Genomic DNA, 26,942 nt, shown 5'->3' with positions numbered 1-26,942 from the left:
AGGCGTGGGTTGTCGTTTAGCTGCGCTGCAGCGGGTGTACAAACCGTACTGGCCCCGTGGGCTGCCCAGTGGGCGAGCCGCCGCGCGGCTCCAAGCTGACGGCCAGGGCCTCGAGCGCTATTTGGGGCGGCGGCGGGGCCACGTCGTTGAGGCGGCCGGCTGCCACAGTGCCCAGCGAGATCGGGGCGCCGCCTCGTGGGATGGCCCACAGTTCCCAGTCTTTTTGCGCCGATGGGCGCTGTGCTGCTGATACCAGCACACGCCAGCGCCGACCGCCGTCGATGATGGCGACGACGATGGGCTGTTCGGGCGCAGGAACGGCGTTGGCATCAACAGGGGTGAGCACGGCCAGCTGTTCTGTGGAGACGGCATCGAGCGCATCGTGGCGCAGCCACAGCAACGCGGCGGCGACGCTGCTCGCCAGCGCCCAGGCAGGCCACAGCCAGTCGAGCCAACGGCGCGCTGCCGGCGTGTGTCGTTGCTCGATCGTGCGCGCGGCGATGCGCTTCCACACCCGTGTTGGCACGGGTTCTTCGGGAACGACGGCTTGCAGCGGTGCCAGTCGGGCTTCCCATGCCTGCACGTGTTGGCGCAGCGATGGGTGGGCGGCCATGAGGGTTTCGAACCGCCGGCGGGCGGGGCCGCGCAGCGTTCCCAAAACATATGCAGCGGCGAGCGCCTCGGCGCGCTCTGGGTGCAGGATATTCACAGTGCACGCTCCCCGCCAAAGGCTTGCAAACAGTTTTTGAGGGCTTGCAGACCGCGTCGCACCCAGGTCTTGACGCTGCCCAATGGGGCCCGCAATTGCTGTGCCAGCTCCGCGTGGGTCAGGCCGTGGATGTACGCCAGCACGACGCTTTGTCGCTGGGCCGAGGGCAGCTGCCCCAGGCATGTTTCGATGGCCTGCAGGCGACCGCGGTCGGGCCAGGGGTGGTGGGCGTCCATGGCTTGTTCCTGTGGCACGAGGCGGTCGCACCAAGCCAGCATCGCTTCGTCGTCGCCGTCCTCGTCGGGGGTAGGATGGACGAGATGCCCCTGAGGCCGAGCGGCGTCGCGCCGCAGGCTGTCGATGGCACGGTGACGAGCGATGGAGCCCATCCAGGTCATGGGGTTGCCCAGCGTGGTTTGGTATTCAGCCGCACGTTGCCAAATGGCGACAAAGGTCTCTTGCAACACTTCCTCGGCAATGGCTCGCTGGGGTTGTATACGCACGACCAGTCCCATGAGTTTCGCGCTGCTGCGCTCGTAGAGACGCTGAAAGGCTCGGGAGTCGCCCAGCGCCACTCGGGCGAGCAGCTCGGCGAGGTCGTCGGTCGTGGGGCGCGAGGGGTTCATGGCCGTGTCATGCGAGGCGGCGCGGTGGATATTCACGCGTGACCGATAACTATAAGGGCGTCGCCGCGCTCGACGGGCCTGGGTGGCACCGGCCAGAGGACTGTGGAGGTTGTGCCTGTTTGTCTAAAAAATAGGCAATCTAACGGAAGGCTTGCTTTATGCGGGTTTCCCCGTATGCTTCACGGCTTATCCACAGCGTCGCCCACAGAGCCTGGGGAATTGGGGATTGCGTGCGTAAGTCGTGGCACTGCATGGCCTTGTGCTGCGCAGACCGCGTGCCGCTTTGAGTGTGTGTTGAGGGCTGCGGCGATGGGGCGCATGATCGGGTGTCGCAAGCGCCGCTGTGTCGGTGGACGCACCAGCGGCGTTGGGACGTCGGGGCCTCAGCCGAGCAGCAGCTTTTGCACCAGTTCCACCGTGCTTGCGGCGTGGAATTTGCGCATCAGGCGCGCGCGGTAGATTTCGACGGTGCGGGGGCTGATGCCCAGCGCCTTGGCGGCCTGTTTGGCGGTCAGGCCTTTCATCACGAGGGCGGCCACCTCGCGCTCGCGCGCGGTCAGCGCTGCGGTGACGGGGCGGCGCGCCGAGACGTCCTCGAAGCTCCAGATGCCGGCGGCGTGGGGGTCCGTGCGGTCCAGGGCCCGGCCGCTGACGTGACACCAGAACGTCTGGCCCGCCAGGCGCCCGCCGACGCGGCGCATGATGCGTTCGTCGCTGTAGTGGCCGTGGGCGTTGAGGATGGGCGCGATACGCTCGCCGATGCGCTCGAACTCGTCCGCGCTGGGGTAGAGGATGCGAAAGCTCTGGCCGACGAGTTCCTCGCGGCTGGCGCCGAACATCTCGCACATGGCTTGGTTGCAGTCGACCATGATGCGGTGGCGCGACAGCGCCAGCCCCACGGGCGCGAGTTCGAAGGCGAGCCGGTAGGCGTCGGTATCGGGCAGCGGCGGGGACATCGCGGCGGGTCAGGGTTGGGCTTTAGGCAATCCTACGTATGTCATTACGTAGTATCGTATGGCTTTCTCCCACCATGGACAGGAGCGTGCGAGCATGAACAAGGTCTATCCCAGCGCGGCCGCGGCCCTCGAGGGCGTGGTGCGCGATGGACAGCTCATTGCGGTCGGTGGCTTCGGGCTGTGCGGCATCCCGGAGGCGCTGATCGACGCGCTGCGCGACAGCGGCGTCAAGGACCTGACGGTGATTTCCAACAACGCCGGGGTCGACGGCTTTGGCCTGGGCAAGCTGCTGGAGACGCGGCAAATCAAAAAGATGATCTCCAGTTACGTCGGCGAGAACAAGGAGTTCGAACGTCAGTATCTGGCCGGCGAGCTGGAAATCGAGTTCACGCCGCAGGGGACGCTGGCCGAGAAGCTGCGCGCCGCAGGCGCCGGCATCCCGGCGTTCTTCACGAAGACGGGCGTGGGCACGATGGTCGCCGAGGGCAAGGAACACCGCGAGTTCAATGGGGAGACCTACATCCTCGAGCACGCGCTGTTCCCCGAGGTGGCGCTGATCAAAGCCGACGTGGCGGACCTCGCGGGCAACCTGCGCTTTCGCCTGACGGCGCGCAACTTCAACCCCGCGGTGGCGATGGCGGGCAAGATCTGCATCGCCGAGGTCGAGCGCATCGTGCCCACCGGCGCGATCGACCCGGACGACGTGCACCTGCCCGGTATCTACGTGCACCGCATCGTGCACAACCCGACGCCGGAAAAACGCATCGAGCGCCGCACCACGCGCGAGCGCAAGGTCTGACCCAGCCCACGGTTCCAAGGAGAGCATCATGCCCTGGACGCACGACGAGATGGCCGCGCGCGCGGCACAAGAGCTGCAGGACGGGTTCTACGTGAACCTGGGCATCGGGTTGCCCACGCTGGTGGCCAACCACGTGCCCGACCACATCGAGGTCTGGCTGCAAAGCGAAAACGGACTGCTGGGCATCGGCCCCTTCCCGTACGAGGACGAGGTCGATCCGGACCTCATCAACGCGGGCAAGCAGACCATCACGACGATCAAAGGCTCCGCCACCTTCGGCAGCCACGACAGCTTCGCGATGATCCGCGGCGGCAAGATCAACCTGTCCATCCTCGGGGCCATGCAGGTCACGCACAAGGGCGATCTGGCCAACTGGATGATCCCGGGCAAGATGGTCAAAGGCATGGGCGGGGCGATGGACCTGGTGGCCGGGGTCAAGCGCGTGGTGGTGCTGATGGAGCACGTGGCGCGCAAGAAGGACGGCACCGAGGACCTGAAGATCCTGCCCGAGTGCACGCTGCCGCTGACCGGCAAGGGCGTGGTGGACCGCATCATCACCGACCTGGGTGTGATGGACGTGACGCCCGAGGGGCTCAAGCTCGTCGAGCTCGCCCCCGGCGTGACGCGCGAGTTCATCCAGAGCAAGACCGGCGTGCCGCTCATCTGAGCGCTGCGGGACGGCCCGACGGAATGCCGCTGCGCTGCGCGAGGTTGTCGTGAACGCGATGAACCGTCGTCCCCGCATCGGGCTGGCGCTGGGCAGCGGCGCGGCGCGCGGCTGGGCGCACATCGGCGTGCTGCGGGTGCTGCAGGAAGCGGGCATAGAGCCCGATATCGTCTGCGGCACGTCGATCGGTGCGCTGGTCGGCGCGGCCTACGCGGCCGGGGAGCTCGATCGGCTGGAGCCGTGGGTGCGGTCGCTGGGCTGGCAGCAGGTGGTGGGGCTGATCGACCTGCGGCTCGGCGGTGGGCTGATTGAGGGCGGTAAGCTGGTCGCATTCTTTCGCGAGCGCTTTGCCGACGGTGGCATCGAGTCGCTGGGCAAGCCTTTCGGCTGCGTCGCCACCGATCTGGCCACGGGGCGCGAGATCTGGCTGCGCGACGGACCGGTGATCGACGCGGTGCGCGCCTCCATCGCGATTCCCGGCGTGTTCACCCCGGCGCGTATCGACGGGCGGCTGCTGGTCGACGGGGGGCTGGTCAACCCGGTGCCCGTGTCGCTGTGCCGCGCGATGGGGGCGGAGGTGGTGATCGCTGTCGACCTCAACTGGGACCTGATGCGCCGCCGCCAGCGGGTGGCGGGGCGCTCGCGCACCCGCTCGCGCGGGCTGTGGGAGGGGGTGTGGGCGCGTCTGAGCGGGCAGCCCGACGACACCGCAGAACAGGCCGCCTCCGCCACCGAGGGGCCGCCGTCGCTGCTCGACGTGATCGTGACCAGCATGAACATTGTGCAGTGGCGCATCACGCAAAGCCGCCTGGCCGGTGAGCCGGCCGACGTCGTCATCCGCCCGGCGCTCTCCGACATCGCGGCGATGGACTTCCACCGGGCGGCACCTGCGATCGCCGCCGGCCGCAAGGCGGCGGAGCAGGCGCTGGTGACGATTCGGGAAGCCGCCCTGGGTTGATGCCCGTTGGCGGTTCCCACGGTGGTGGGCCCGGTATGGGCGGATTCTCTTTCTGTGTATCCGGCCGTGGGAGCCCCTACCAGATGGTCTGCACGTGGGGGTAGGTGCGGATTTTCTCGTCGGCCGTCACCAAGGGTGCCGCGAGGCGGCGTGCCGTGCTGACGATGAAACGATCCGCGGGGTCTTCGTGGAAGTCCCCGGGCAGCCGGACGCTCTGCAGGGCGATATCGTTGTCCACGGGGAAGAAGCGAACCGCATCGATTTCACCGACGGTGGCGAGCCACGCATCCAGATCCATCGACAGGGCGAGGCGACCGCGTTCGATCAACATCGCGATTTCCCAGAGGGAAATCGACGAGATCACGATGGCACCCCGATCGAGCTCGCGCTCGATGGCCTGATGAGTCGCCGTGGACAGACGGGCGTCCCCCGATACCCACCACAACAGGGCGTGGGTGTCGAGCACGATCACCGCAGCACGCTCCAGTCCTCGTTGGCCACCGGTTCCATGGGTTGTTCATACCGCAGGACGGTGCCCCGCAGGCGCTCCAGCGGCGAGGACGCCGCAGGCCGGCACCGACGGATCTCCACCGTGGGAATGCCGTGATCGGTGACCACCACGGGATCGCCCCCGCTTTCCACTTGGCGGAAGTAGGCGAGTGGCCGGTTTTTGAATGCGGACTTGGAGACGACGGTGGTCATCAATGGCACCCCCAGGCAGCTTGACTGCGCTTTTTGATTATCCGTCAAGGGGCGGGTTCAGGTGGCAACGCATTCCGCGGGTTTGTCAAAAGGGCGGGAGACACGCCTGCACGAACCACGCACCGCTGGCCGGGTGGGGGAACGCGAGGCGGGCCGCGTGCAGCAGCAGCCGCGGGGCCGCGGCGCGCAACGGTGGGGCGGCGTAGAGCGGGTCGCCGAGGATGGTGTGGCCGGTGGCGGCCAGGTGCACCCGCAGCTGGTGCGAGCGGCCGGTGATCGGCTCGAGTGCCAACCGGGTGGCCCACACCGTACCCCGGCGCTCGTGGCCGAGGACGCGCCAGCGGGTGTGGCTGGGCTTGCCGTGTCGGAAATCCACCTTGCTGCGCGGGCGGCGCGGCCAGTCGACGATCAGCGGCAGGCGGATATCGCACCAGCCGTCCGCAGTGGCGGGGGGCAATGGCACGCCCGCGACGACGGCGATGTAGCGCTTTTCGATGCGGCGCTCGGCAAAGGCGATCGAGAGCGCGCGCTGCGCCGCCGGGGTGCGCGCCAGCACCATCAAGCCAGAGGTGTCCATGTCGAGCCGGTGCACGACGTAGACCGGGCCCATGTGGCGTTGCAGGCGGCTGACCACACAATCGGCTTTGTCCGCGCCGCGGCCGGGCACGGCCAGCAGCCCCGCCGGTTTGTCCACCACCACCAGCGCGTCGTCGGCGTACACCACGGCGATGCCGTCGGGCGTCACGCCTCGGCCCCCTCGACGATGAGGCGCAGCCGCCGCTGGCCCTGCCATTCGTCGGCGGCGAGCCGGTAGGCCAGCAGCGCGGTGGCGGGCAGCGCGTCGGTGCGCCCGAACCAGATGCCATCGATCGGTGTGTCGCCGATGCGCAGGCGCAGCGATAGGTGGCGCTCGCCGACGATGCGCTGGCCCAGCACGGCGACTTCGTCGCTGAACAGCGGCGCGGCAAAGCCCTGGCCCCAGACCTGGGCGTCGAGCAGCTCGGCCGTCTCGACCCCGCGCCACGCAGCGGGCAGCGCGCCGTCGGTTTCCAGCCGACGCTGCAGCGTCGCCGCGTCCAACCACTCGCCGGCGATCGTGCGCAGCGCTGCGTCGAAGGCGGCGAGCCCGTCGGCCGGCAGCGTGCAGCCGGCCGCCATCGCGTGGCCGCCAAAGCGCAGCAGCAGCCCTGGATCACGCTTGGCGATGGCGTCGAGCGCGTCGCGCAGGTGAAAGCCCGCGATCGAGCGGCCGGAGCCTTTGAGGCAGGGCGTGCCGTCGTCCAGCCGTGCCGGGGCGAAGACGAACACCGGGCGGTGCAGCCGGTCTTTCAGCCGCGCGGCGACGATGCCGACCACCCCCTCGTGAAAGCCGGGGTCGAAAACGGTCAGGGACGGAGGGGCGCTGGCCGGGTCGAGATCGCCGCCGTGGCGCTCGGCGATCGCCAGCAGCGCCTGTTCGCGCATCGCGGACTCGACGCTGCGCCGCTCGCGGTTGATGGCGTCGAGCTGCTGCGCGAGGGCACCGGCGTGCGCGGGGTCGTCGGTGATCAGGCACTCGATGCCCAGCCCCATGTCACTGAGCCGCCCGGCGGCGTTGAGGCGCGGCCCCAGCGCAAAGCCGAGGTCGAAGGTGGACACGCGCGTAGGGGCACGTCCCGCCGCCGCCAGCAGCGCCGCCATGCCCGCGGGCATGGCCCCGGCACGGATGCGCTTGAGGCCCTGCGCCACGAGCCGCCGGTTGTGCGCGTCGAGCCGCACCACGTCCGCCACCGTGCCGAGCGCGACCAGCGGCAGCAGCGCGTCCAGCCGCGGCTGGTTCGCCGCGTTGAACACGCCGCGCTGGCGCAGCAGCGCCCGCAGCGCCAGCAACACGTAGAACACGACCCCGACACCTGCCATCGCCTTGGACGGAAACGGGCAGCCCGGCTGGTTGGGGTTGACGATGACGCAGTCGGCGGGCAGCCGCACGGTGCCGTCGACGACGAGCGGCAGGTGGTGGTCGGTGATCAGCACCTGCAGGCCCAGGGCGCGCGCGTGCGCGACGCCGTCGAGGCTGGCGATGCCGTTGTCGACCGTGACCAGCACGTGCGCGCCCATCGCCTTGACGCGCTCGGCCAGCGCGGGCGTGAGGCCATAACCGTCGCGCACGCGGTCGGGCACCAGGTAGCGCACCCGATCCCACCCCAGCGGGGCACCGAGGAGTCGCAGCCCGCGCCACGCGGTGGCGCAGGCGGTGGCGCCGTCGCAGTCGTAATCCGCGACGATGCACACGGCCAGGCCCTGCCGCATCGCGTCCGCGAGCAGCTCGGCCGCTTCCGTGGCGCCGCGCAGCCGATCCGGCGGCGGCAGGTGGCTCAACGCGTCGTCGAGCTCGACGGGGTCCTGCACACCGCGGGCGGCATAGAGGCGCGCCAGCAGCGGGTGCACCCCGGCCTGCTCCAGCGTCCAGGCCGCGCGCGGCGGCACGTCGCGGGGGGTGATCCTCACAGTCCGCTCCACCAGTCGATGGCCATGCCACTGGTGCCGTTTGGCGCGGACGAGGTTGCTCTGCACCAGCGTCGCCAGCGCTCACGCCACCCCATCCGCGGCGGGGGGGATGCTGGCGCGGAGGGATCGAGCCGCCAGCAGCGCCAACCGCGTTCACCACACAAGGTTAACCAGTGGGGCTGTCCGTCGCGCAACGCGTTCTCCCAATACGGGACGATCCACTGCTGGTCGATGCGCTCCCAACCCGCTTGCCAGGCCGATCCATCTCCCAAGAGGGCCGCGCGCAACAGCGTCTCGTCGCAGCGCACCGCGGCGGCGTTGGGCGGTGGGCCTTCACCGCTCCACCGCCCCGCGCCGCTGACCCACAAGCCGTTGATCGGCAGCGCCCCGCGCCGCACGCGCGCGGCGTTGACAGGGTGGTCGTGAAAGAGCATTTGCGCTTCGTTGAGCAAGCGCAGCAGCGCGCGCGCCGCCGGATCGTTGCCGGCGTCGCGCCACCAGGCGTCAGGCCGTCGGTGGGCGACGCGATCGATGCTGGCGCAGGTCCAGCCGTCGAAGAGGTCGCCTTCGGCGTGCCAGCGCAGCGGGTCATCACCCTGCAATGTCACGCCATCTTGCGCGGCGAATTCGGCAAATGCTTGCCGCAGGGCTGCCGCCTCCTCGGGGTGCAGATCCAGTGCCTGGGCGGGGATGATCGTGAGGTGATCCAGGCTGGCCTGCCAGTGGCACGGCCACAGCCATGCGCACGCCACTTCGGTGCGGCCCGAGTGCCACGCCGCCCACGGCAGCCGTCCATCGACCACGGGCCAGCCCAGTGCGCGCGCCATGGCGTGCTCGTGGGGAGGCGTCAGACTGAGTACGTCGCCGGCGTGTATGGCGGTCTCGGTTGCGCTGGTCAGCCAGCGCTGCAGCGCGGGCAGCGCGGGGATGTCGGGCGCTGGTGATAGGTGGGCAGGAGGTGCTGCGTGGGCAATGATGAGATGGCGAATGCCAGACATGGCGCAATTGTCGCAGGCGGCGCTGCGGCACAATCAGGCCACTGGGATGGATAAGCATGGCAATACCTTATGAATGGGTGATCGGTTGGCGCTATACGCGCGCCGGCCGCGGTGCTCGCCGTAACGGGTTTATTTCTTTTATCAGCGCGGTTTCGATGTTGGGCATCGCGCTGGGGGTGGCCGCGCTCATCATCGTGCTGTCGGTGATGAACGGCTTCCAGAAAGAGGTGCGCGACCGCATGCTGGGCGTGCTGGCGCACGTGGAGGTGCTGTCGACGACGGGCGACGCGCTCGACGACGTGCAGCGCACGATGGCCGTGGTGCGCGAGCACCCGCGCGTGCGGGCCGTGGCGCCGTTCATCGCGGCGCAGGGGTTGCTGGCGCGCGGACAGGACATGAAAGGCGCGGTGGTGCGCGGCATCGACCCGGCGCTGGAGCCGGCCGTCACCGCGCTGGGGGCGGATCTGGCGACGCAGGCGTTCGGCGCGCTGCAGCCCGGGCGCTTCGGCATCGTGCTCGGCGCGGCGCTGGCGCGCTCGCTCGGCGTGACCACGGGCGACGCGGTGACGCTGATCGTCCCGAGTGGCGAACTCACACCGGCGGGTGTCGTGCCGCGCCTGCGGCAGATGACCGTCGTCGGGCTGTTCGACTCCGGCCACTACGAATACGACGCAACGCTGGCGCTGGTGCACTTGGAGGACGCGCAGCGGCTCTTTCGCCTCACGGGGCCGAGCGGCGTGCGCGTGCGGCTCGACGACCTGCACGCCGCGCGCGAGGTGGCGATCGAACTGGCGGCGCGGCTGGAGCCGGCGGTCGGCCCGGGCGTCGTGGTGCGCGACTGGACGCGCGCCAACCGCACCTGGTTCGCCGCGGTGCAGGTGGAAAAGCGCATGATGTTCATCATCCTCACGCTCATTGTCGCGGTGGCGGCGTTCAACCTGGTCTCGACGCTGGTGATGACCGTGACCGACAAGCGGGGCGACATCGCCATCCTGCGCACGCTGGGCGCGAGCCCACGCAGCATCATGACGGTGTTCGTCGTGCAGGGGGCTGCGGTCGGGGTCGTTGGCACGGCCTTGGGACTCGCACTGGGGTTGGGGGTGGCCTTCAACATCGACACGCTGGTGCCGGCGCTGGAGCGGCTGCTGGGGGTGCACTTCCTGCCGCAGGACATCTACCTGATCAGCCGCATGCCCAGCGATCCGCAGGCCGCCGACATCGTGCCGGTGGCCATCATTTCCCTGCTGTTGGCGTTTGCTGCAACGTTGTACCCGAGCTGGCGGGCCAGCCGCATCAACCCCGCGGAGGCGCTGCGTTATGAGTGAGGTGGCGGGCGTGGTGCTGCAGGCACGCGGGCTGGTCAAGCGCTTCCGCGAAGGGCGGCTGGACGTGACCGTGCTGCGCGGTGTGGATTTGACGGTGCGAGCAGGAGAGACCGTGGCCATCGTCGGTGCTTCGGGGTCCGGCAAGAGCACGCTGCTGCACCTGCTGGGGGGGCTGGACGCCCCGACCAGCGGCGAGGTGCGCCTGATGGGCGAGGACCTGCACCGCCTGCCGCCGCAAGCGCAGGGCGCGGCCCGCAACCGCTACCTGGGCTTCGTCTACCAGTTCCACCACCTGCTGCCGGAGTTCACCGCGCAGGAAAACGTCGCGATGCCGCTGTGGATCCGGCGCCTGCCGCGGGCGGAGGCGGTCCAGCGGGCGGCCGAGGCGCTCGCGCGCGTCGGCCTGGGCGAGCGGTTGCTGCACCGCCCGGCCGAGCTGTCGGGCGGCGAGCGCCAGCGGGTGGCGATCGCCCGCGCGCTCGTGACGCAGCCGGCGTGCGTGCTGGCCGACGAGCCGACCGGCAACCTCGACCGCGAAACCGCGGCGATCGTCTTCGAGCAGATGCTGGCGCTGGCCCGCTCGCAGCGGACGGCCTTCGTGCTCGTCACGCACGACCCGACGCTCGCGGCGCGCTGCGACCGGCGCCTGCGCTTGAGCGGCGGCCACCTGTCGGACGCGGCCGACGCTTTCCCCCTCTGAACCCCGGCCCGGGGTGCCCGGGCTCAGCGTGCCCAGGCGGTGAGCTTAGGGTTTGTACGAATAACCATATTCGCATTCAATCATATACTGCGGGGTGTGAACGCAACCACGACGCCCGTCGCGATGGACACCCTGCAGCCCGTCTTCGAAGCGGTGGCACGGTGTTTCAGCGTGCTGGCGGAGCCGGCGCGGTTGCGCATCCTGCATGCGGTGTGCGAATCCGAGCGGTGCGTCAACGACATCATGGAGGCCACGGGCTTGGCGCAGGCCAACGTCTCGCGCCACCTGGCCCGGCTGCATCAGGCTGGCCTGCTGGTGCGTCGACGGGAGGGGACTCGGGTTTTCTATCGGGTGGCGCGTTCGCCCTACTGGGACATGTGCCGCCTGATCTCGCAGCAGGCGTTGGTGGGGCAGTCGCACCCGGAGCGAGGGGTAGGGTGCGGTCGCGATCGGCCGGTGTCGGTGTTCCCCTTTGAGTCGAAGGAAGCAACCAGTGTCTGAAAACCTGCGCGAAGTCGTCGGCCGGGTTCTGCCCGCGCCCGAGAACCATCTGAGTCCGGAGCTGCTCGAGCAGGCGCGCAAGGCGCGCCGCAGCTTCATGGCCAAGGCCCTGGCGATGGGGGCCGGTGCCGTTGCTGCCGGCAAGGCCGTCGCCGCGCCCGAGGGCGAGGACGCGATCCTGAAGCTGCCCGAGCACACCACCGGGCTGGGCCAGCCCGTGGCCGCGCGCGGCTACGGTATGCCCAGCAAGTGGGAAGCCAACCTGCAGCGCCGTGAAAGCCCGGGGCTGACGCGCGTGTCGCAGGCGTCGGTGTCGTTCACCCCGCTGCAGGGGCTGTTCGGCATCATCACCCCCAGCGGCCTGCACTTCGAACGTCACCACCAGGGCTGGTGGGACATCGATCCCTCCAAGCACCGCCTGATGATCCACGGCGACGACGGCCTCATCAAGCGGCCGCGCGTGTTCACGATGGACGAGCTGATGCGCCTGCCCAGCGTGTCGCGCATCCACTTCCTCGAGTGCGGCGCCAACACCGCGATGGAGTGGGGCAACGTCGCCGTGCCGACGGTGCAGTACACGCACGGGATGTGCAGCTGCTCGGAGTGGACCGGCGTGCTGCTGTCCACGCTGCTCGACATGTGCGGCATCGACCGCAAGCGCGCCAAGTACGTGCTCGCCGAGGGCGCGGATGGCTCGTCGATGACGCGCACCATCCCGATCGAGCTGGCGCTGGACGACGTGATCGTCGCCTGGGGCCAGAACGGTGAGATGCTGCGGCCGGAAAACGGCTACCCGCTGCGTCTGATCGTGCCCGGCGTGCAGGCGGTCAGCTCCGTCAAATACCTGCGCCGCATCGAAGTCGGCGACAAGCCCTGGGGTACCAAAGACGAGTCGATCCACTACATCGACCTGCTGCCCAACGGCTTGCACCGCCAGTACAGCGGCATCCAGGAGTGCAAGAGCGTCATCACCACCCCGTCGGGCGGCCAGACCCTGCTCGACCGCGGCTACTACAACATCTCGGGCCTGGCCTGGTCCGGCCGCGGCACGATCAAGGCGGTCGACGTGTCGGTGGACGGCGGCCGCACGTGGCGGCCGGCGCGGCTGGAAAAGCCCATCCTGCCCAAGGCGTTCACGCGCTTCAACTTCGACTGGGTGTGGGACGGCAAGCCCGCGATCCTGCAGAGCCGCGCGATCGACTCCACCGGCTACGTGCAGCCCAAGATCAACCAGTTGCGCGCGGTGCGCGGCACGCGCTCGATCTACCACAACAACGCCATCCAGAGCTGGCTGGTGTCCGAAAACGGCGAAGTCTCCAACGTGCAGGTGTACTGATGAACAAGCGTTTTTCGACCAACCTCCGCGCCGCCGCCGTCGCCGCGTCCCTGCTGGCCGGTGCCGCGGGTGCCGCCCACGCCAACAAGCCCTGGGCCGACCTCGGGCGCGCACCGACACCCGCCGAGATCAAGGCGTGGGACATCGACGTGCGGCCCGACTTCAAGGGGCTGCCCAAGGGGTCCGGTTCGGTCAAGCACGGCGAAGAAGTCTGGATGGCCAAATGCGCGTCGTGCCACGGCGAGTTCGGTGAGTCCAACGAGGTCTTCACCCCGATCGTCGGCGGCACGACCAAGAAGGACATCGAGACCGGTCGCGTGGCCAACCTGCGACTGGAGGCGGCGTTTCCGCAGCGCACCACGCTGATGAAGGTGCCCACCGTGTCCACGCTGTGGGACTACATCAACCGCGCAATGCCGTGGAACGCGCCCAAGTCGCTGTCGGTGGAAGATGTCTACGGCGTAGTCGCCTATATCCTGCACCTGGGGGACATCGTCCCCGAGGACTTTGTGCTCAGCGACCAGAACATCGCCGAGGTGCAAAAGCGCATGCCCAACCGCAACGGCATGACGACCGACCACGGCCTGTGGCTGCCCAACTACGCGTTCAGCGGCAAGCCGGACGTGCGCAACACGCGCTGCATGAACAACTGCCCGATCGAAGGCGACATCAAGTCGATGCTGCCGGAGAATATGCGCGACGCGCACGGCAACCTGTTCGAGCAGCAGCGCCTGATCGGGCCGATGCGCGGCTGGGACACCACCAAGCCCCCGCGCAAGGAGCCGCTGACGCAGAAGGTGTCGATGGCCGCGCCGGCGCCCGCCGCGGCGGCCCCGGCCGCTGGCGGTGGGGCGGACGTCACCGCGCTGCTCAACAAGAACGCCTGCACCGCCTGCCACGGCGTGGCCAACAAGATTGTCGGCCCGTCGTACCGCGAGGTGGCGGCCAAGCACAAGGGCAAGGCCGACCTCGAGGCCTACCTGGTCGGCAAGATCAAGAACGGCGGCCAGGGCGTGTACGGCGCGATCCCGATGCCGCCGCAGCCGCAGGTCAGCGACGCCGACGCCAAGGCGATCGCGGCCTGGATCGCTGCCGGCGCCAAGTGAACCCTGCGGCCCGTCGACGCATCCAACGCAGGCGGGCCGTATTTCCCTCCCAACGATCGACGACGACAGGAGACAACCGATGCGCAAAACCCTCGTTCTGTGGGCGGCCGGTCTGGCCAGCCTGACCACCCCGCTGTACGCGCTCGACGCGGCGGCGGCCAAAGCGCTGGCACAGAAGAACGCCTGCATGGGGTGTCACGCCGTGGACAAGAAAATGGTCGGCCCCGCGTACAAGGACATCGCCAACAAATACAAGGGCATGAAGCCGGAGGAGCTCGCCGCTTCGATCAAGAAGGGAGGCGCGGGCAAGTGGGGGCCGGTGCCGATGCCGGCGCAGGCGGGCTTGAGTGACAATGACGCCAAGCTGCTGGCCGAATGGGTGCTGGCCGGCGCGCCCGACAAGTGAGGGCCGCCCGCTGGGCGGTCTGTGTGACTTTTGACGTGAACAGGAGCGAAAGATGAAACAGAATCGACGCGCCGTGCTCAAGGCCGGCGGAGCGCTGGCGACGCTGGTGTCGCTGGGTCTGGTGACGGCCGAGCAGGCGCAGGCGATGAGCCGCGACGGTTTTGCGGCCAAGAGCCTGGCCGATGCGCTCAAGGCCGTGGGCGGTCAGCCGGCCACGAGCGATCAGGTGCAAATCATCTCGCCGGACATTGCGGAAAACGGTGCCGTGGTGCCGGTGGGGGCGGTGAGCAAGATCCCCAACACGACCGAGATCTACCTGCTGGTGGAGAAGAACCCGACGCCGCTGGCGGCGGCGTTCATGATTCCGGCGGGCACGGAAGCGGACGTGCAGACGCGGCTGAAGATGGGGCAGAGCACCAACGTGCTGGCGGTGGTCAAGGCCGACGGCAAGCTGTACTCGGCGGTGAAAGAGACGAAGGTGACGCTGGGTGGCTGCGGTGGCTGATGGCCGCTGAGCGCAAACAGCACGAACGCAAGCGAACAAGGAGTAAGAGTCATGGCAGATCCGATGCGCATTCGGGCCAACGAGGCCGGTGGGGTGACGACGGTGCGGGTGTTGATGAGCCACGTGATGGAGCCGGGGACGCGGCGCGATGCGTCGGGCAACCTGGTGCCGGCGCACTACATCACGGACGTGGTGGCCACGCACAACGGACGGGAAGTGCTCAAGGCGATGTGGAGCGGGGCGGTGTCGCAGAACCCGTTTCTGAGCTTCAAGTTCAAGGGTGCGGCCAAGGGCGACAAGGTGGTCGTCAAGTGGACCGACAACAAGGGCGAGTCCCGCACCGACGAAGCCACCATCGCGTGATCCCGTTCGACGGGTGCCCCTGGGCCGCGGCTGCACGCGGCCCTCGTTGGGCCAGCGGTGCCAGTGGCCCGCTGGCCTTCGTTTTTCGGGCGCGCGTCGCCCCCTCAGAGGAACCCCCAACATGAGTCTCAGCCGCCGCGAGTTTCTGCAGGTGCTGGCCGTGGCCAGCGCGTCGGGCATGACCATCGCCCACGAGGACGTCCTGGCTGCGAAGCCCGGTGCCGTGCACCGTCTGTACGACGTGCCGAAGTTCGGCAACGTCAGCTTCCTGCATTTCACCGACTGCCACGCGCAGCTCATCCCGGTCTATTTCCGCGAGCCCAGCGTCAACCTCGGTGTCGCCGACGCGAAGGGGCGTCCGCCGCACCTCGTCGGTGAGCACCTGCTCAAGCACTTCGGCATCCGGCCGGGCACGCCCGAGGCGCACGCCTTCACGTATCTGGACTTCAGCCGCGCGGCCAAGACCTATGGCAAGGTCGGGGGTTTCGCTCACCTGGCGACGCTGGTGAAGATGCTGCGCGCCAGCCGTCCGCACGCGCTGCTGTGCGACGGCGGCGACACCTGGCAGGGGTCGGCGACATCGCTGTGGACCAATGCGCAGGACATGGTGGACGCCTGCAAGCGGCTCGGCGTCAATATCATGACCCCGCATTGGGAGTTCACCTTCGGGGCGCAGCGCGTCAAGGAAATCGTCGAGAAAGACTTCAAGGGTCACATCGACTTCGTCGCGCACAACGTCAAGACGGCGGACTTCGAGGAGCTCGTGTTCGAGCCCTACGTGATCAAGGAGCAGAACGGCATCCCCGTTGCGGTGATCGGTCAGGCCTTCCCGTACACGCCGATCGCCAACCCGCGCTGGATGGTGCCCGACTGGACCTTCGGCATCCGTGACGACCACCTGCAAAAGATGGTCGACGAGGTGCGCGCCAAGGGGGCGCAGGTCGTCGTCGTGCTGTCGCACAACGGCATGGATGTGGACATCAAGATGGCCTCGCGCGTGCGCGGCGTCGACGCCATCCTCGGCGGCCACACGCACGACGGCATGCCGGCACCGGTCATCGTCAAGAACGCCGGCGGCCAGACGCTGGTGACCAACGCCGGCTCCAACGGCAAGTTCCTCGGCGTGCTCGACTTCGACGTGCGCGACGGCAAGGTGCGCGACTTCCGCTACAAGCTGCTGCCGGTGTTTTCCAACCTGCTGCCGGCGGACCGTGAGATGGCGGCGTTCATCGAGCAGGTGCGCGCCCCGTACAAGGCCAAGCTGGAAGAAAAGCTCGCCGTCACCGAGGACTTGCTGTACCGCCGTGGCAACTTCAACGGGTCGTGGGACCAGGTGATCCTGGACGCGCTGATGGAGGTCAAGGGGGCGGACGCGGCGTTCTCGCCGGGGGTGCGTTGGGGTACCAGCCTGCTGCCGGGCGACGTGATCACCTACGAGCGCATGATGGACCAGATGGCGCTGACCTACCCGACCACCACGCTCAACGAGTTCACCGGCGCCCAGATCAAGGAGATCATGGAAGATATCGCCGACAACCTGTTCAACCCCGACCCGTATTACCAGCAGGGGGGCGACATGGTGCGCGTCGGCGGCCTGACCTACACGATCGACCCGACCGCGCCGGCCGGCCAGCGCATCCAAGACCTGCGCTTCAAGGGCGAGCCGCTGGCGGCCGACAAGAAGATCAAGGTCGCCGGCTGGGCCTCGGTGCAGGAAGGCGTGCAGGGCACCGCCGAGCCGATCTGGGACGTGGTATCGACCTACCTGCGCGACAAGAAGGTGATCCGCAACGTGCGGATCAACACGCCGAAGATCCTCAGCATGGCGGGCAACCCGGGCCTCGCGGCCTGAGGTTGGTGTGCTGGTCGCGACCTGTGTCGTGCCAGCCAAGGGCCTCTGCCCGTCGTCGACGCCGGTCTTGCGCGCCGGCGACGGTGCCGCCGATGCGTGGTGCCGGGCATTGATCTTCCAGCGCTCTGGTGTTGGGGGCGGCCCTTGACACGTTGCGGCTTGATGCCGCCTCGCTCAGCCCCCTCGTGTCAAGGGGGCGGTACAAGGCCGCAGCAGTGGGTTTAGGCGCGGTGCTGGGGGACGGACGTGTCCGTCCCCCATCGGCCATCAGGCGGTCGGGTAGGTACCCGGGATCAGGATCGAGCGGTCCACGGTCTCGATATTCGTGTGGCCGGTGAAGGCCATCGTGAGATCGAGCTCCTTGTGGATGATCTCCAGCACCTTGGTCACGCCGGCCTCGCCCATCGCGCCCAGGCCGTACAGGAAGGCGCGGCCGATGTAGGTGCCGCGCGCCCCGAGCGCCCAGGCCTTGAGGACGTCCTGACCGCTGCGGATGCCGCCGTCCAGGTGCACCTCGATCTTCGACCCCACTGCGTCGACGATGCGCGGCAGCGCCCGGATGCTCGATTCCGCGCCGTCGAGCTGGCGGCCGCCGTGGTTGCTGACAATGATGGCGTCGGCACCCGAATCGACCGCGAGTTTGGCGTCCTCGACGTCCATGATGCCCTTGAGGATGAGCTTGCCGCCCCAGCGCTTCTTGATCCATTCGACATCGCCCCAGTTCAGGCGCGGATCGAACTGCTGCGCGGTCCAGGCGGAGAGGCTGCCCATGTCCTCGACACCCTTGACGTGGCCGACGATATTGCCGAACTGACGCCGCGGCGTCCCGAGCATCCCCAGGCACCAGCGCGGCTTGGTCATCATGTTGAGGATATTGGGCAGCGTCAGCTTCGGCGGGGCGGAGAGGCCGTTTTTCAGGTCCTTGTGGCGCTGGCCCAGGATTTGCAGGTCCAGCGTCAGCACCAGCGCCCCGCAGCGGGCGGCCTTGGCGCGGTCGATCAGCCGCTCGATGAAATCCCGGTCGCGCATCACGTAGAGCTGGAACCAAAAGCCCTCGCCCGCGTGCTGCGCCACGTCCTCGATCGAGCAGATGCTCATCGTCGACAGCGTGAACGGCACGCCGAACGCGCGCGCGGCGCGGGCCGCGAGGATCTCGCCGTCGGCGTGCTGCATGCCGGTCAGCCCGGTCGGTGCCAGCGCCACGGGCATCGCCACCGGCTGGCCGACCATCGTCGTGCGCGTGCTGCGGCCTTCCATGTTGACGGCGACGCGCTGCCGCAGCCGGATCGGCTGGAAGTCGGCCTCGTTGGCGCGATAGGTGCTCTCGGTCCACGAGCCGCTGTCGGCGTAGTCGTAGAACATGCGCGGCACGCGCCGCTGCGCGAGCCGCCGCAGGTCTTCGATGCAGGTGATCACGGGCATGGGGGGTCTCCTTCCGCGCGCATGGTAGCGCCCGCCCCCCGCCGTGTCATGTGAAATGCGACACTGCGCCGTTGAAGAAACGACGCGTCGTGGCGAGCGCGTGACCGGCGGGTGGTCTTAGCTGCACTGCACGCTGCCGCAGCCGCTCATCGTCGCAGGCCGCACGCGCGACGGGTCGGCCAGCGTTTCGGTACGCGAGTCGAAGCCGACGGCGCGCATGTGTTGTGCCAGACCCGCGTCCATGGTCTGCGCGTGCATCGGGAACCACTCGGCCAAGGCGGCTGCCATGCGGTCGATGATCTCGTGGTCGCCCTGCAGGTAGTGTTCTTCGACCGCGCGCATCGTTTCCAGGATGTGGCGGTGGTGGCTGGCGTGGCAGTTGTCGGCCGTGAAGCCGACCGCCAGCATCCAGCGCTCCTCGCGCTCGAAATGCTCGACCGTGTGCGCGACCAGCGCCCGGTAGGGTTCGAGCTGCTGGTCGTGCGGCAGCGCCCGCAGCGCCTCGAGCTGCTCGACGAATTCCTGATGGGTTTCGTCCATGCGCCCGTCGCCGGTGGCGAGCGCGTCGCTCCAGACGAGCGGCGGGATCTCGGGAAAGGTCTCGGTCTCGGTGCTCATGGACGGTGAGGGTAGCGGGCGGTGCGACGGGGTGGCTTGACGTGTATCAAGCCACCCCACCGGGCGGACCGTCAGGCGTCGAACGGCAGCTTCAGGTCGCGCAGGTCGCGCCGCGTCTCGATCAGCACCAGCGGCTGCTCGTCGGGCGCGGCCACCGGCGGCCGCTCGCGCGGGACGTGCACCGGCGCGGGTTCCGCGGCGATCGCGGCTTGTGCGGCCGCGACCTTCGCTGGGTCGGACTGCACCCATTCCAGCCCGGCGGCCTGCGCGATTGCCGCCATCTCGTCGACCGGGAGCCGGTACGGTGCCGGGGCTGCCGCAGGCGCTGCGGCGGCAGCGGCGGTTGCGGGGGCGGGGGCCGCTGTATCGGCGGGCGGCGTCGGGGCGGGCGCGTGCGCAGCCGGTGCTGCCTGCGGCGTCGGTTGTGATGCTGCCGCCGGTGTTGCTTCGGCAGCGGCGGCAGGCGTCGCGGCGGGGCCCTCCGCAATCAGGCCGGATACGGGCTCGGTCACGGATCCCGTAACGGGCGGGCGCGCGAAATACGAGCGGCGCGGCGTCTCGCCAGCGTCGGCATCCGCGGACGGCGTCGCGTCCCCGCCGTCGGTGGCCTGTGCCACGGGGGTGTCGCCGCCGTCGGCGCGGCGTGCACGGTCGCGTCCGTAGCGGTCGCGGCTGCGGCGCTCGCGCGGGCGGCGCTCGTCGGCGGTGGGAGTATCGGTTCCACCATCCGCCGTGACCGCAGGCGCTGCGGTGTCGGCCGCGGCGGTGGTCGGGGCGGGGGGCTCAGCGGCCTCCGTCACAGCCGGTGTGACGTCGGCGTGCGGCGCCGGCGTCGTTCCGCCCGCTTCGGCGGACTCGATCGGCGCACCTGTGCCGGCACCGTTGCGCGAACGGCGGCCACGGCGGCGGCGCTCGCTGCGCTCGCGCTCCGGTGTGGCCGCTTCGGTCACCGGGGTGGCCGGCTCGCCGGAAGGCACCGCCGGGGTGGCGTCGGTCAGTGCCGCCTCGGTGTCCGCAGGGCCGGCGGCACGCGGGGGACGCTCTGGACGCGGGCGGCGGTCACCACGCTCGCGGCGTGCGGTGCCGGCCTCGGCCGGGCGCGGTGTTTCGGTGCCGACGGTGGCGTCCGTCGCGGCGGGTTGGGTGTCGCCCCGGTTGTCGGCACGCTCGTCGCGCCGTTCCGCGCGGGGGGCGCTCGCCACGGGGGACGGCGTCGCCGCGCGCTTCGCCGCGCCCGTTGTCCGGGCGGCCCCGGCCGCCGCGCGGGCCGCGGTCGCGCTCGCGGCGCTCAGCCCCCGGGGCGGGCTTGGGCGCGGCTGTCGTGGGGACGGCGGGCGTGCTGCTGTTCGGGGCGAGCGGTGCCGGGGCGGGGGCCGCCTGCCAGCCGAAGAGACAGCTTGAGCCACGCGAAGAAGCCGGTCTCCCCGGTCACACCAGCGGCGGACGGCGTAGCAGGCGGCACGACCGGCGCGGGTGCCGCGGGCGCAGCGGGGGCCGCTGCCGGCGCCGCCACCGGCGCGGGGGGCTCCGCGGCACGCTGCGGGGTGACGGGTGCCGGGGTGTCCGGCAGCACGCCCTTGATCAGCGGTTCCTGGCGGTTGGTGCGCTCCTGGCTGCGGCGCGTGACCATCGCCACGTCCTCGACGATGTCGGCCAGCTTGTAGCTCGCGTCGAGGTTGTCCAGCCGCGGGTCGTCGTGCTTGAGGCGCTCGAGCTTGTAGTTGGGCGTCTCCAGCGACTTGTTGGGCACGAGCAGCACGCTGATGCGCTGCTTGAGCTCGATCTTGGTGATCTCGACGCGCTTTTCGTTGAGCAGGAAGCTCGCGACGTCCACCGGCACCTGCACGAGCACGGCGGCGGTGTTGTCCTTGAGGGATTCCTCTTGGATGACGCGCAGGATCTGCAGCGCCGACGATTCGGTGTCGCGGATGTGACCGGAGCCGCCGCAGCGCGGGCAGGGGATGGAGGCCCCCTCCGACAGCGTCGGGCGCAGGCGCTGGCGGCTCATTTCCAGCAGGCCGAACTTGCTGATCGGCGCGAACTGCACGCGCGCGCGGTCCTGTTTGAGCGCTTCGCGCAGACGGTTTTCGACTTCCCGGCGGTTCTTGCTGTCCTCCATGTCGATGAAGTCGATCACGATCAGCCCGCCCAGGTCGCGCAAGCGGGCCTGGCGCGCGACCTCGTCGGCGGCCTCCAGGTTGGTGCGCAGCGCCGTTTCCTCGATGTCGCCGCCCTTGATCGCGCGCGCCGAGTTGACATCGATGGCCACCAGCGCCTCGGTCTGGTCGATCACGATCGCGCCGCCCGACGGCAGGGTCACCGTGCGGCTGTACGCGGTTTCGATCTGGTGCTCGATCTGGAAGCGCGAAAACAGCGGCGCGTTGTCGCGGTAGCGCTTGACCCGGTTGACATACTCGGGCATGACGTGGGACATGAAGCCCTTGGCCTGCTCGAAAATGTCGTCGGTGTCGATCAGGATTTCGCCGATGTCGCTGTTGAAATAGTCGCGGATCGCGCGGATGACCAGCGTCGATTCCTGATAGATCAGCTCCGGCTTGCTCAACGACTTGGCCGCGCTTTCGATCGCGTTCCAGAGTTTGAGCAGGTAATTGAGGTCCCATTGGAGCTCGGCCGCCTCGCGCCCGATGCCGGCGGTGCGCGCGATGATGCTCATCCCGTTGGGATATTCGAGTTTGTCGAGCGTGGCCTTGAGTTCGGCGCGGTCCTCGCCTTCGATGCGGCGGCTGACGCCACCGCCGCGCGGGTTGTTGGGCATCAGCACCACATAGCGCCCGGCCAGGCTGATGAAGGTGGTCAGCGCCGCGCCTTTGTTGCCGCGCTCTTCCTTTTCCACCTGGACCAGCAGTTCCTGGCCTTCCTTGATGACGTCCTGGATGCGCGCCTGCGACGGGGCGACGTTGCCCTGGAAATACTGGCGCGAAATTTCCTTGAACGGCAGAAAGCCGTGGCGGTCCTCGCCGTAATCGACGAAGCACGCTTCCAGCGACGGCTCCACGCGCGTGACCACCGCTTTGTAGATATTGCCCTTGCGCTGTTCACGCCCCTCGATTTCCACCTCGTAGTCGAGCAGCTTTTGCCCGTCCACGATCGCCAGCCGGCGCTCTTCCGCCTGCGTGGCGTTGATCAACATGCGTTTCATCGTTGGTTCCTCGAACACGGTCAATACGCGCCCGATACGGGCGCACCTGCCGCGAACCGCGGACCGGTCGAGCGAACGGGGAGGAATTGCCGGAGAGCCACGGGGGGACGCGAGGTCTGCGCGGCGGCACGGCCGGGCAGGGGCTCACGCGCTCCCGGGCATGGGCGCGTGGATCACGGTGAACTGGGACGTCGGGCCGCAGGTCGTCACGGCGGGGGTGGGCGTCTCGGTGGTCACGTCAATCCGCGTGCAGCCGACCGGCTCACACCAGGCATCGCGGCCCGGCTGCACGTTGGGGGTATTCCGTATCGGGTTCGCTACAACAGCACGTCGGTTCAGCCCGGCGAAGACGGGTTGTCGCGATACCCTCGATGGCGCCATCGCGCACCGGGCAGGGGACAAACCGCCGCTCCGTCGGGGGATCGGCAACGGGTCGTCCGGCGGGCGCTGGGGGCGGGCGTGCCGTACACTTCGCGGCAATTCGCGCCACCGTTCGTTTCGCTTGGCGCTCGACCAGACCCGCCAATTATAGGCGCCGCGGCGCGTGCGTGTGCGCCGGGGCCGCCTCCCCTTGCCGTATGCCCGATGCCGCCGTCCGCCACCTGACCGTCGACGCCGAATCCGCCGACCAGCGGCTCGACAATTTCCTGCTGCGCGAGCTCAAGGGGGTGCCCAAGACGCTGGTGTACCGCATCATCCGCAGCGGCGAAGTGCGGGTCAACAAGGCGCGCGCGCGGGCCGACACGCGCCTGCGTGCCGGCGACGACGTGCGGCTGCCGCCGGTGCGGCTGCCAGAGCGGGCGGTGGCCGCGCCGGCGGCCGTGCCGGCGCGCACGTTTCCGGTGCTGTACGAGGACGAGTGGCTGCTCGCGATCGACAAGCCGGCAGGGGTCGCGGTGCACGGAGGCAGTGGGGTCGCCTTCGGCGTCATCGAGCAGCTGCGCCGGGCGCGGCCGCAGGCGCCGCTGCTGGAGCTCGTGCACCGGCTGGACCGCGAAACCAGCGGCGTGCTGCTGGTCGCCAAGCGTCGCAGTGCGCTCAAGCGGCTGCAGGACCAGTTTCGCGACCGCAGCACCGGCAAGACCTACCTGGCGCTGGTGCGGGGGGCGTGGCCGGCGCAGCGCAAAGTGATCGACGTGCCGCTGCACAAATACCTGTTGCCCGATGGCGAGCGGCGTGTGCGCGTGACGGATGCGGCCGACCCGCAGGGGCAGCGGTCGATTTCGCTCGTGCGGATCATCGGGACGGTGCATCCGCCGGCCGATGCGCCGGCGGATGCGCCGGTGATGAGCCTGTTGGCGGTGACCATCAAAACCGGCCGCACGCACCAGATTCGCGTGCATCTGGCGCATGCGGGGCATCCGATCGCGGGTGACGACAAATACGGCGACTTTGCCTGGAACCGGTGGCTGGCGCGCTGGGGGTTGAAGCGGATGTTTCTGCACGCCTGGCGTCTGTCCGTGCGACATCCGGTGCACGGCACGCCGTTGCAATTGGAGGCCCCGCTGCCGCCGGAATTGGGCGATTGGCTGGACGTGCGTCGGTTTTTGGCATTACAATAAAAACGCTGTTTGCGCGATCAGCGCATTTTCATCAATCAGGAAACGTCGTCATGCCCACTTACGCAGAACTCAAAGCCCAAGCCGAAGCCCTGCTCGCCCAGGCCGAGCAATTGCGCCAGCAGGAGCGCGCCGGTGTCATTGCCGAGATTCGCGCCAAGATGGCCGAGTACGGTATCACGGTCGACGAATTGAGCGGGTCGTCGCGCGCCAGCAAGGGCGCCGGCCGGCGCCGTTCCAAGGCCGAGCCGAAGTACCGCGGCCCGAATGGCGAATTGTGGTCCGGCGGCCCGGGGCGCAAACCCGAGTGGGTGCGCAAGATCCTGGCCGCTGGCGGCAATATCGAGAACTTCCGCATCGCCTGACGCCTCTCACCGACGTGGCCGCAAAAGGCGCCCGGTGCGCCTTTTGCTTTTTTGGGCGCGCGCCCCGCGGCGTAGCGCCCGTTGTCTCTCGTGGATCGAAGACCGATCGTGACCGCCGTTGCCGAAGGAACCGCCGAAAGGGCCGCGACGCCCTTGCGGCGTCGCTATGACCTGATCGCGTTCGATTGGGATGGGACGCTGTTCGATTCGACCGCGCTCATCGTCGGGTGCATCCAGGACGCCGTGCGCGACGTCGGCGGGCGGGTGCCCTCGCGCGAGCGCGCGGCCTGGGTGATCGGCATGGGGCTGGCCCAGGCGCTGGCGCACGCGGCGCCCGACGTGCCGCCCGAACGCCAGCCGCTGCTCGTCGAGCGCTACCGGCACCACTGGTTCGCGCGCCAGCACGCGGTGACGCTGTTCGACGGCGTGTTGCCGCTGCTGCACGAGCTGCGCGAGCGCGGCCACTGGCTGGCGGTGGCCACGGGCAAGAGTCGCCGCGGGCTGGACGTGGCGCTGCAGTCGGTGGCGCTGCATGGGGTTTTCCACGATTCGCGCACGGCCGACGAGACCGCGAGCAAGCCGGATCCGCAGATGCTGCACGAGCTGATGGCCGCCTTCGACGTGCCGCCCGAGCGCACACTGATGATCGGTGACACGACGCACGATCTGCTGATGGCGCGCAACGCCGGCTGCAATGCGGTCGCAGTGACCTACGGTGCCCATTCGCACGAGGACCTGCGCGGCTGCGACCCGGTGTTCGTCGCCCACACGGTGGCGGAGCTGCACGACTGGCTACGGGCCCATGCGTGAGCGCGGGATGACCCAGGGTCCGGCGGGTGTGGCGGCCGCGGCGCTGGCGGCTGCAGCGATGGAGGGGCGGCCCGCTCGTCGCGTCGCGCTGTCCGGTTCACGGGGCGTGTCCGACGCGGCGGGACCCACGGAGGCGCTGGCATGAGTGTGCAATGGTTCCCCGGCCACATGCACGCGACGCGCAAGGCGCTCGCGGAGCGACTCAAGACCATCGACGTCGTGATCGAGCTGCTCGACGCGCGGCTGCCGGGCTCCAGCGCCAACCCGCTGCTCGCGGAGCTGATCGGCGAGCGCCCCACGCTGAAGGTGCTCAACAAGGAGGACCTGGCCGACCCGGCGCGCACCGCGCAGTGGCTGGCACACTACAACGCCCAGGCGCGCACGCGCGCCATCGCGCTGCATGCGCACACCCCGGGGCCGGCGCGCGCGCTGGTGGCGGAGTGCCGCCGCCTCGCGCCGCACCGGGGCGGGATGGTCAAACCGTTGCGCGTGCTGATCGCGGGCATCCCCAACGTCGGCAAATCGACGCTGCTCAACACGCTGCTCGGGCGGCGCGCGGCCAAGGCCGCCGACGAGCCCGGGGTGACCCGGCAGGAGCAGCGCGTGGCGCTCGCCGACGACGTCTATCTGTACGACACGCCGGGCCTGCTGTGGCCGAAGATCGTCGTGCCGGAAAGCGGCGACTGGCTCGCCGCGAGCGGTGCCGTCGGACGCAACGCCTACGACGAGGAACTGGTGGCGCTGGCGCTGCTGCGCGTGCTGCAGGCGGACTATCCCGACCGGCTGCAGGCGCGCTACCGGCTGCCGCAGACGGCGGACGCGATCGCCGCGATGCCCGCGGACGAATTGCTGGCCGCCATCGGCCGCAAGCGCGGCGCGTTGCTGGCGGGCGGGCGGCTCGATCCGCACAAGGCCGGCGAGGTGCTGCTGGCCGATTTCCGCGCCGGGGCGCTGGGACGCATCACGCTGGAGACGCCCGAGCGGTACGCGGCGTGGCGCGAGGCCGCGCTGCAGGCCGAAGCGCGGCGACAGGCCGAACGGGCGGCCCGGCGCCCGGTGCCCGCGGGGCCGCGGCCCCGTCGACCGTCAGCGGCGGAGGGCGGCCCTGCGGTGCCGCCCGATCCCGGGTCTTGATTCGCCGCGAGGGCCGTGTGGCGGAGGCAGGCGTTCCACGGGGTCAGTGGCGCGGGCGGACCGGCGCGAACGCCACGGGCGGTGGTCGGGGCCATCGCATCTTGCTACAGTCGCTCCCGTGATGCGCCATCGCAAAGCCCTCCTGGACACCGCGTCCGCCGACGCGCCGGCGGACGACGGCCTGACGCCGCGCCAGCGCGAGGTGCGTGACTTCATCGAGCGCCACGTGCGCGAGCAGGGCGTGCCGCCGACGCGCGCCGAGATCGCGCGCGCCTTCGGCTTTCGCTCGCCGAACGCGGCGCAGGCGCACCTCTTGGCGCTGGAGCGCAAGGGGGTGCTGCAGCTCTTCGACGGCAGCGCGCGCGGCATCCGGCTGCTGAGGGTGGCGGGCCCTGGTGCGCCCGCGGCCGATGCGGTGCCGGTGGCCGACGGTGGCGCGGCACCGGGGGTCGCCACGGGCGAGTGGCGCCTGCTGTCGCTGCCGCTGATCGGCCGCGTGGCGGCGGGGTCGCCGATCCTCGCGCAGGAGCACGTCGAGGCGGTGTACCCGGCGGATGCGCGCTGGTTTGCGCGCCGACCGGACTACCTGCTGCGCGTGCGCGGCTGGTCGATGCGCGATGCCGGCATCCACGACGGCGACCTGCTCGCGGTGCAGGCGACGCGCGAGGCGCGGCCCGGGCAGACCGTGGTGGCGCGGCTCGGCGACGAGGTGACGGTCAAGCGCCTGCAGCGCGAAGGCCGCGGCTGGCGGCTGCAGGCGGCCAACCCCGAGGTGGCGGATATCGTCGTGCGGCCCGGCGACGCGTTCGCCATCGAAGGGGTGGTGGTCGGGCTGCTGCGCCCCCACGGGTGGGTGTGAGTGCACCAGGCATACACAG

At 69.6% G+C, this 26,942-nt stretch carries 28 protein-coding genes and 1 pseudogene; 18 read left to right on the top strand and 11 right to left on the bottom strand.

Going from position 1 to position 26,942, the window contains the following annotated elements; translation table 11 throughout:
• Positions 1-16 precede the first annotated feature (16 nt).
• The 3 genes from LCC91_RS08320 to LCC91_RS08310 all read right to left on the bottom strand — a co-directional run bounded on the left by LCC91_RS08320 (position 17) and on the right by LCC91_RS08310 (position 2,291).
• A complete protein-coding gene (locus LCC91_RS08320) occupies positions 17-709 on the bottom strand; it encodes an anti-sigma factor (protein ID WP_043702023.1) in 693 nt (230 codons plus the stop codon).
• Positions 706-1,335 carry a sigma-70 family RNA polymerase sigma factor gene (locus tag LCC91_RS08315; RefSeq protein WP_043702026.1) on the bottom strand — a complete coding sequence of 210 codons (630 nt, stop codon included), beginning with the start codon at positions 1,333-1,335 and terminating at the stop codon, positions 706-708. The genes LCC91_RS08320 and LCC91_RS08315 overlap by 4 nt, the downstream gene beginning before the upstream one ends.
• Positions 1,336-1,718: 383 nt before the next feature.
• Positions 1,719-2,291 carry a LuxR C-terminal-related transcriptional regulator gene (locus LCC91_RS08310; RefSeq protein ID WP_043702029.1) on the bottom strand — a complete coding sequence of 191 codons (573 nt, stop codon included), beginning with the start codon at positions 2,289-2,291 and terminating at the stop codon, positions 1,719-1,721.
• Between the two features lie 94 nt (positions 2,292-2,385).
• Between LCC91_RS08310 and LCC91_RS08305 the strand changes: the two genes are divergently transcribed.
• The 3 genes from LCC91_RS08305 to rssA are packed head-to-tail and all read left to right on the top strand — an operon-like array spanning position 2,386 to position 4,715.
• Positions 2,386-3,090, top strand: coding sequence for a CoA transferase subunit A (locus LCC91_RS08305; protein ID WP_043702032.1), 705 nt, complete (start codon positions 2,386-2,388; stop codon positions 3,088-3,090).
• 28 nt (positions 3,091-3,118) lie between these two features.
• The gene (locus LCC91_RS08300; protein ID WP_043702035.1) at positions 3,119-3,757 is read left to right on the top strand and encodes a CoA transferase subunit B; all 639 of its coding nucleotides are present in this window, start codon (positions 3,119-3,121) and stop codon (positions 3,755-3,757) included.
• Positions 3,758-3,815: 58 nt separating this feature from the next.
• Positions 3,816-4,715 (top strand): patatin-like phospholipase RssA, encoded by a 900-nt coding sequence (rssA, locus tag LCC91_RS08295; protein WP_043702037.1) that lies wholly within the window; start codon positions 3,816-3,818, stop codon positions 4,713-4,715.
• A gap of 76 nt (positions 4,716-4,791) precedes the next feature.
• Here the strand turns inward: rssA and LCC91_RS08290 are convergent, their stop codons facing one another.
• The 5 genes from LCC91_RS08290 to LCC91_RS08270 all read right to left on the bottom strand — a co-directional run bounded on the left by LCC91_RS08290 (position 4,792) and on the right by LCC91_RS08270 (position 8,902).
• Positions 4,792-5,187 carry a type II toxin-antitoxin system VapC family toxin gene (locus tag LCC91_RS08290; protein ID WP_043702040.1) on the bottom strand — a complete coding sequence of 132 codons (396 nt, stop codon included), beginning with the start codon at positions 5,185-5,187 and terminating at the stop codon, positions 4,792-4,794.
• Entirely contained in the window at positions 5,184-5,417 is a 234-nt protein-coding gene (locus LCC91_RS08285) for a type II toxin-antitoxin system Phd/YefM family antitoxin (protein WP_043702069.1), read from the bottom strand. The genes LCC91_RS08290 and LCC91_RS08285 overlap by 4 nt, the downstream gene beginning before the upstream one ends.
• An 85-nt stretch (positions 5,418-5,502) precedes the next feature.
• Positions 5,503-6,162 (bottom strand): RluA family pseudouridine synthase, encoded by a 660-nt coding sequence (locus LCC91_RS08280; RefSeq protein ID WP_043702044.1) that lies wholly within the window; start codon positions 6,160-6,162, stop codon positions 5,503-5,505.
• Entirely contained in the window at positions 6,159-7,904 is a 1,746-nt protein-coding gene (gene recJ, locus LCC91_RS08275) for a single-stranded-DNA-specific exonuclease RecJ (protein ID WP_043702047.1), read from the bottom strand. Before recJ ends, LCC91_RS08280 begins: the two co-directional genes overlap by 4 nt.
• On the bottom strand, positions 7,901-8,902 hold the full coding sequence (locus tag LCC91_RS08270) for a phosphoglycerate mutase (RefSeq protein WP_143898321.1): 1,002 nt from the start codon (positions 8,900-8,902) through the stop codon (positions 7,901-7,903). Before LCC91_RS08270 ends, recJ begins: the two co-directional genes overlap by 4 nt.
• A gap of 56 nt (positions 8,903-8,958) precedes the next feature.
• On the opposite strand from LCC91_RS08270, the gene LCC91_RS08265 reads away from it, so the two are divergent.
• The 9 genes from LCC91_RS08265 to soxB all read left to right on the top strand — a co-directional run bounded on the left by LCC91_RS08265 (position 8,959) and on the right by soxB (position 16,996).
• Positions 8,959-10,227, top strand: coding sequence for a lipoprotein-releasing ABC transporter permease subunit (locus tag LCC91_RS08265; RefSeq protein ID WP_043702050.1), 1,269 nt, complete (start codon positions 8,959-8,961; stop codon positions 10,225-10,227).
• Complete coding sequence (locus LCC91_RS08260) at positions 10,220-10,927, top strand: ABC transporter ATP-binding protein (protein ID WP_043702053.1); 708 nt, start codon at positions 10,220-10,222, stop codon at positions 10,925-10,927. The genes LCC91_RS08265 and LCC91_RS08260 overlap by 8 nt, the downstream gene beginning before the upstream one ends.
• Positions 10,928-11,023: 96 nt before the next feature.
• Positions 11,024-11,428, top strand: coding sequence for an ArsR/SmtB family transcription factor (locus LCC91_RS08255; RefSeq protein WP_197052570.1), 405 nt, complete (start codon positions 11,024-11,026; stop codon positions 11,426-11,428).
• Positions 11,421-12,764 carry a sulfite dehydrogenase gene (gene soxC / locus LCC91_RS08250; protein ID WP_058616566.1) on the top strand — a complete coding sequence of 448 codons (1,344 nt, stop codon included), beginning with the start codon at positions 11,421-11,423 and terminating at the stop codon, positions 12,762-12,764. The genes LCC91_RS08255 and soxC overlap by 8 nt, the downstream gene beginning before the upstream one ends.
• Positions 12,764-13,870, top strand: a complete 1,107-nt coding sequence (locus tag LCC91_RS08245) for a c-type cytochrome (protein WP_043702059.1) — start codon at positions 12,764-12,766, stop codon at positions 13,868-13,870. The genes soxC and LCC91_RS08245 overlap by 1 nt, the downstream gene beginning before the upstream one ends.
• Positions 13,871-13,949: 79 nt before the next feature.
• Positions 13,950-14,276 carry a c-type cytochrome gene (locus LCC91_RS08240; RefSeq protein WP_043702063.1) on the top strand — a complete coding sequence of 109 codons (327 nt, stop codon included), beginning with the start codon at positions 13,950-13,952 and terminating at the stop codon, positions 14,274-14,276.
• Between the two features lie 52 nt (positions 14,277-14,328).
• Positions 14,329-14,781 (top strand): thiosulfate oxidation carrier protein SoxY, encoded by a 453-nt coding sequence (soxY, locus tag LCC91_RS08235; RefSeq protein ID WP_043702065.1) that lies wholly within the window; start codon positions 14,329-14,331, stop codon positions 14,779-14,781.
• A 51-nt stretch (positions 14,782-14,832) separates the two neighbouring features.
• Positions 14,833-15,144, top strand: a complete 312-nt coding sequence (gene soxZ, locus LCC91_RS08230) for a thiosulfate oxidation carrier complex protein SoxZ (protein ID WP_043698894.1) — start codon at positions 14,833-14,835, stop codon at positions 15,142-15,144.
• A gap of 121 nt (positions 15,145-15,265) precedes the next feature.
• The gene (soxB, locus tag LCC91_RS08225) at positions 15,266-16,996 is read left to right on the top strand and encodes a thiosulfohydrolase SoxB (protein WP_043698892.1); all 1,731 of its coding nucleotides are present in this window, start codon (positions 15,266-15,268) and stop codon (positions 16,994-16,996) included.
• Positions 16,997-17,263: 267 nt separating this feature from the next.
• Here the strand turns inward: soxB and LCC91_RS08220 are convergent, their stop codons facing one another.
• From LCC91_RS08220 to LCC91_RS08210, 3 genes and pseudogenes are all read right to left on the bottom strand, one after another.
• The gene (locus LCC91_RS08220) at positions 17,264-18,418 is read right to left on the bottom strand and encodes an alpha-hydroxy acid oxidase (protein ID WP_043698890.1); all 1,155 of its coding nucleotides are present in this window, start codon (positions 18,416-18,418) and stop codon (positions 17,264-17,266) included.
• Between the two features lie 117 nt (positions 18,419-18,535).
• On the bottom strand, positions 18,536-19,036 hold the full coding sequence (locus LCC91_RS08215; RefSeq protein ID WP_052231395.1) for a bacteriohemerythrin: 501 nt from the start codon (positions 19,034-19,036) through the stop codon (positions 18,536-18,538).
• Between the two features lie 71 nt (positions 19,037-19,107).
• Positions 19,108-22,196: pseudogene (locus LCC91_RS08210) on the bottom strand (Rne/Rng family ribonuclease).
• A 578-nt stretch (positions 22,197-22,774) separates the two neighbouring features.
• On the opposite strand from LCC91_RS08210, the gene LCC91_RS08205 reads away from it, so the two are divergent.
• The 6 genes from LCC91_RS08205 (at position 22,775) to lexA (ending at position 26,923) form a co-directional block, all read left to right on the top strand.
• Positions 22,775-23,758 (top strand): RluA family pseudouridine synthase, encoded by a 984-nt coding sequence (locus LCC91_RS08205; protein ID WP_052231394.1) that lies wholly within the window; start codon positions 22,775-22,777, stop codon positions 23,756-23,758.
• 50 nt (positions 23,759-23,808) lie between these two features.
• Complete coding sequence (locus tag LCC91_RS08200; protein ID WP_043698885.1) at positions 23,809-24,120, top strand: H-NS histone family protein; 312 nt, start codon at positions 23,809-23,811, stop codon at positions 24,118-24,120.
• A 108-nt stretch (positions 24,121-24,228) separates the two neighbouring features.
• On the top strand, positions 24,229-24,930 hold the full coding sequence (locus LCC91_RS08195; RefSeq protein ID WP_224440887.1) for an HAD family hydrolase: 702 nt from the start codon (positions 24,229-24,231) through the stop codon (positions 24,928-24,930).
• A 7-nt stretch (positions 24,931-24,937) separates the two neighbouring features.
• Positions 24,938-25,075: a hypothetical protein gene (locus LCC91_RS08190; protein WP_156137217.1), complete on the top strand. Its 138-nt coding sequence runs from the start codon at positions 24,938-24,940 to the stop codon at positions 25,073-25,075.
• Complete coding sequence (gene ylqF, locus LCC91_RS08185) at positions 25,072-26,064, top strand: ribosome biogenesis GTPase YlqF (RefSeq protein ID WP_043698881.1); 993 nt, start codon at positions 25,072-25,074, stop codon at positions 26,062-26,064. Before LCC91_RS08190 ends, ylqF begins: the two co-directional genes overlap by 4 nt.
• A gap of 121 nt (positions 26,065-26,185) precedes the next feature.
• Positions 26,186-26,923 (top strand): transcriptional repressor LexA, encoded by a 738-nt coding sequence (lexA, locus tag LCC91_RS08180; protein WP_052231393.1) that lies wholly within the window; start codon positions 26,186-26,188, stop codon positions 26,921-26,923.
• Positions 26,924-26,942 lie beyond the last annotated feature (19 nt).

The organism is Tepidimonas taiwanensis (assembly GCF_020162115.1).
In the GTDB taxonomy this organism is placed as follows: domain Bacteria; phylum Pseudomonadota; class Gammaproteobacteria; order Burkholderiales; family Burkholderiaceae_C; genus Tepidimonas; species Tepidimonas taiwanensis.
The sequence above is the reverse complement of the archived record's forward strand: the minus strand, read 5'-3'. Positions and strand labels throughout refer to the sequence as shown.